The sequence below is a fragment of the Phenylobacterium sp. genome (assembly GCF_035276905.1).
Taxonomy (GTDB): domain Bacteria; phylum Pseudomonadota; class Alphaproteobacteria; order Caulobacterales; family Caulobacteraceae; genus Phenylobacterium.
Genome location: NZ_DATELG010000355.1, coordinates 1 through 3,286 on the forward strand (window position 1 = coordinate 1; position 3,286 = coordinate 3,286).

Sequence of the window (3,286 nt, forward strand, 5' to 3'; positions counted from 1 at the left end):
CGACACCGTCGCCCCCCTCTCCCTCGTCAACTTCCACGCCTTCGGGGTCCGCAGACCAACCCTCCTCAGCCTCCGCTTCCGGCCGCTCCAATATGGCCTGGTACGCAACGCCCGGCGGCCTCTCATCGCTCTCAGCGCCCCAGCTCGCCGCCGCCCGCCGGTCTTATGACCTTTGGTCGTCGGGCAACCCCGGGCTCGCCAGCAAGTACAGCTTCGACAGCTACGTCGAGTACGCCCAGCAGCGCCACGCCGAGAGCGTCGCTGAAACCGCCGAACAGGAAGAGGACTGATGCCCAGCGCGTTCAAAAGGACGCCGCGCGCCTTCGGCGCGTCCGCGCCCGTCGAAACTCCCTACATGCGAGCCCAGCAGGTCTGGGACGACCGGATCGGCTCGGCCCGAGCCCAAGCCGCGAATTGGCGGCTGGCCGCGTTCGCCTCGATGGCTATCACCGGCGTCACGCTCGCCGGCTACATCGCCGAGCGGTCCAACACCCACGTCGCGACCTACGTCGTACCGGTTGATCAGGCTGGCCGGCCCGGGAAGATCGAGCTCGCCGGCCGCGCATATCAGCCGACAAAGGCTGAGACCGCCTACTTCCTCGCCGACTGGGTGAACTGGATCCGCTCGCGTTCGCCCACCGACGCCGTGGTCAACGCCGCCAATGCGCTTCGGGCCTACAACTTCGTCGACGGCGCTGGCCGCGGCCAGCTCGACGAGATGGAGAAGGCGAGCCAGGCCGGCGCACAGGCCACGCCGAACCAGGCCGTGACGGTGCAGGTCCAGGCCGTCATCCAGCGCTCCCCCAACACTTTCCAGGCGAACTGGACCGAGACCGCTTACCGCGAGGGCGACGTGCCCAAGATCACCCACTGGACGGGGATCTTCGGAACCATCGTCAAGCCGCCGCACGACGAGGCCGCGCTCCGGCGCAACCCTCTCGGGATCTTCATCAACTCGGTCCAAATCTCGCAGGAGCTCTCCTGATGTCCGTTGCGACCGCCGCCGGGCGCTTCGCCGCCATCTTCGCCCTCGCCTCTGTAGCCGCCGCCGCGACCAGCGTGGCGCAGGCTCAACTTCCTCCGCCCCAGCCGATGAAGGTCCGGGCGGGGCAGACCGCGCCTACGGCCTCAGCGGTCCCGGCCGCCAGCACGATCGGCGCGCCGGGCGCCTACCACTCGCCCGTGCACGCGCACCGGTGGCAAGACCGACCGGTCCTTCGCTCGGCCTATCGCCGCGCCGTGGCGACCCCGGGCTCCGCCAGCTTCGTGAACGGCAACCAGGTCTACGCCTTCGAGCCGAACCGCATCTATCGCATCGACGCGAGCCCGCGGTTCCTGACGGTGATAGCGCTTCGGCCCGGCGAGAAGCTCATCAGCAAGGCCGCCGGCGACACGGTCCGCTGGGTGATCGGCGAGACGGCTGGAGCCAGCAACGGCGGCGGGCTCCCGCAGACCCTGGTGTTGGTGAAGCCGCTGCAGGGCGGCCAGCGCACCAACATCGTGCTCACGACCGATCAGCGCGTCTACATGATCGAGGCGGTGAGCCACGAAGAGCCGGTCTTCACCAGCATGGTGAGCTGGCAGTACCCGGCCGATGAGATGCGGGAGCTGCAGCTGACCCGGGCCGTCGCCACCGTGCAGACGCTCGCGCGCCAGGCCAACGTCGTCGACACCAACCTCAACGTCAGCCGGCTCAACTTCAATTACGACATCCGGCCGGTGGGCGCCGCCGGCGGCGGCCTGTTCCACAGCGCCAGCCCGCCGCGCTGGACGCCGGTCCGCGTCTTCGACGACGGGTCCAAGACCTACATCCAGTTCCCGTCGAACCTCGCCTCGAGCGAGGCCCCGCCTCTCTTCCTCGTGGGCCAGCACGGCGGGGCCGAGCTCGTCAATTACCGCTTCTCCAACGGCTACTACGTCGTCGATCGCCTCTTCGGCGTCGCGGAGCTGCGGTTGGGCGAGAAGCCGCAGACCATCGTGCGGATCACCTCCACCGGTCCTCGGAGCACGATGCAATGAGCGACATCGAAACCCCTCCGATCGAGCCTACGGAGCCGCCGGTCGAGGCGAAACGCGGCGCGTTTCGGATGGTTGGCGCGCGCCAACCGGCGACCAAGATCAACCGCAAGTTCCTCGTGCTGTCGCTCGGCTCGACGGGGGCGGTGCTGGCGATCTTCTTCGGCGCGCGGTTGGCCGACGCAGCGGCGCACCAGCAGAAGATCAAGGACCCCGCGGCGAGCGCGCCCGTCGCGCCGCCGCCGAACCTCAAACCGCCGAACTACAAGGACACGGTGATCGCCCAGGCCGACGACGGGACGGCCACCGTCGCCATGCCGTGCTCGCAGTATCCGGGCTACGCCAACTGCACGCCGGACTCGGCGATCAGCGCCGCCTCGCCGGGCGCGTCCGGCGCCACAGGCGTGGCGGCGGCCGGATCGCCGGAGGCGAACGCGCTGGCGCAGCGTCAGCAGGCGGCCGAACAGGAGGCCTATCAGCGGGCGCTGGCCGCGCGCTCGGCCGGCGTGTTCTTTCCGGGCAACACGCCTTCGAGCGCGGCGCAGACGGGCGCGCCGATTCGCGCGGCGGCCTTGCTCCCGGCGTCCGACAGCGGGCCTGCGGCGGCTGGGATCAATGTGCTGACTGGAAGCGGGCAGGACGAGAAGCGGGCGTTCGCCGGCCAAGGCCAAACCGACGACTACATCCGTGGCCGCCTCGAGGCTCCGCGCTCGCCCTATGAAGTGAAGGCGGGGACCATCATTCCGGCGGCGCTGGTGACGGCGCTCAACTCGGACCTGCCGGGAGAAATCGTCGCCCAGGTGACGCAGCCGGTCTACGACCACATCACCGGCCGTTTCCTGCTGATCCCGCAAGGCGCTCGACTGATCGGGCAGTACGACAGCCAGGTCGCCTGGGGTCAGAACCGGGCGCTGATCACCTGGAACCGGATCGTCTTCCCGAACGGCTACTCCATCAACATCGGCGCAATGGAAGGCGCTGACCCGAGCGGCGCGAGCGGCCTCACTGACCAGGTGAACCATCACTGGGGTACCGTGGCCGCCGGCGTCCTGGTCTCGGCGATCCTGTCAGTGGGCAGCGCCGCAGCGCAAGGCGCGGCCAGCAATGACGGCAGCGTGACCGTGATCAACACCGGCGCGTCCACGGCCGCCAGCGACGCGAGCCGCGTCGGAGACCGCATCGTCAACAAGGGCCTCGATCGCCAGCCGACCATCCAGGTCCGCGCCGGCTACCCCCTGCGAGTGCTCGTGAACAAGGACATCATTCTTGA

The 3,286-nt window shown here is 69.3% G+C and carries 4 protein-coding genes; all 4 read left to right on the forward strand.

The window, feature by feature from the left end; genetic code table 11:
* The first annotated feature begins 92 nt into the window (after positions 1-92).
* Positions 93-290 (forward strand): hypothetical protein, encoded by a 198-nt coding sequence (locus VJS38_RS16845; protein WP_324089306.1) that lies wholly within the window; start codon positions 93-95, stop codon positions 288-290.
* Positions 290-985: a conjugal transfer protein TrbF gene (gene trbF / locus VJS38_RS16850; protein WP_324089307.1), complete on the forward strand. Its 696-nt coding sequence runs from the start codon at positions 290-292 to the stop codon at positions 983-985. The genes VJS38_RS16845 and trbF overlap by 1 nt, the downstream gene beginning before the upstream one ends.
* Positions 985-2,019 (forward strand): P-type conjugative transfer protein TrbG, encoded by a 1,035-nt coding sequence (trbG, locus tag VJS38_RS16855; RefSeq protein ID WP_324089308.1) that lies wholly within the window; start codon positions 985-987, stop codon positions 2,017-2,019. Before trbF ends, trbG begins: the two co-directional genes overlap by 1 nt.
* The coding region (locus VJS38_RS16860) for a TrbI/VirB10 family protein (protein ID WP_324089309.1) at positions 2,016-3,286 on the forward strand (1,271 nt) is incomplete at its 3' end. The genes trbG and VJS38_RS16860, both read left to right, overlap by 4 nt.